The 1133-nt window shown below is 72.3% G+C and carries 1 protein-coding gene; it reads right to left on the bottom strand.

What is annotated here, in order from left to right; all coding sequences use genetic code 11:
• A partial coding sequence (locus G3N97_RS38925) for a heavy metal translocating P-type ATPase (protein WP_205998017.1) occupies positions 1-1133 on the bottom strand: 1133 nt, incomplete at both ends.

Genomic DNA, 1133 nt, shown 5'->3' with positions numbered 1-1133 from the left:
ACTGCGCGCGCGTCGGCGGCGGCGGGCAGCGGCGCGCCTTGCGAGGCGTCGTCGTAGGCCTTCACCACGGCCTTCGCGAGCGGATGATCGCTGTGCTGCTGCACGGCGGCGGCGAGCGCGAGCGCCTCGTTGCGCACGAAGCCGCCGGCGGGCTCGAACGCGGTCAGCGAGGGCTGGCCGAGCGTGAGCGTGCCGGTCTTGTCGAAGGCGACCACGCCGACGTTGTGCGCCGTTTCGAGCGCTTCGGCGTCCTTGATCAGCACGCCGTGGCGCGCGGCCACCCCGGTGCCCGCCATGATCGCGGCGGGCGTGGCGAGCCCGAGCGCGCACGGACAGGCGATCACCAGCACGGCGACCGCATTGAGAATCGCGGTTTCGGCGGACGCGCCCGCGAGCAGCCAGCCGCCCAGCGTGATCGCGGCGATCACGAGGATCGCGGGCACGAACACGGCGCTCACGCGGTCGACGAGACGCTGGATCGGCGCCTTTTCCGCCTGCGCGCTTTCAACGAGACGGATGATGCGCGCGAGCGTGGTTTCCGCGCCGATCTTCGTCGTACGCACCGCGATCAGCCCTTCGCCGTTGATCGAACCGGCGGTGACGGGCTCGCCCGGCTCCTTCGGCACCGGCAGGCTTTCGCCGGTGATCAGCGATTCGTCGACATGGCTGCGGCCTTCGAGCACGACGCCGTCGGTCGGCAGGCGCTCGCCCGGCCGCACGACCACGATCGCGCCCACGCGCACCTGCGCGAGCGGCACATCGCGCTCCGCGCCGTTCTCGCGCAGCCGCGCGCGTTCGGGGCGCAGCGCGTTGAGGGCGCGGATCGCGTCGGTGGTCTGGCGCTTGGCGCGCGCTTCGAGCCACTTGCCGAAGCGCACCAGCGTGATCACGACCGCCGAGGCTTCGAAATAGAGATGCGCGGTTTCGCCCGGATGCGCGAGCATCGCGTAGACGCTGACACCCCACGCGGCCGAGGTGCCGAGCGCGACCAGCAGATCCATGTTGCCCGCGCCCGCGCGCACGGCCTTCCAGGCGGCGCGGTAGAAGCGCGCGCCAAAGCCGAACTGGACGATCGACGCGAGCACGAGCTGGGCGGCGGCGGGCAGCATCCAGTGCAGGCCGAGCCAGTGGCC

This window comes from Paraburkholderia sp. Ac-20347, assembly GCF_017104805.1.
Taxonomy (GTDB): Bacteria; Pseudomonadota; Gammaproteobacteria; order Burkholderiales; family Burkholderiaceae; genus Paraburkholderia; species Paraburkholderia tropica.
This window is presented reverse-complemented; position numbering and strand designations above follow the sequence as displayed.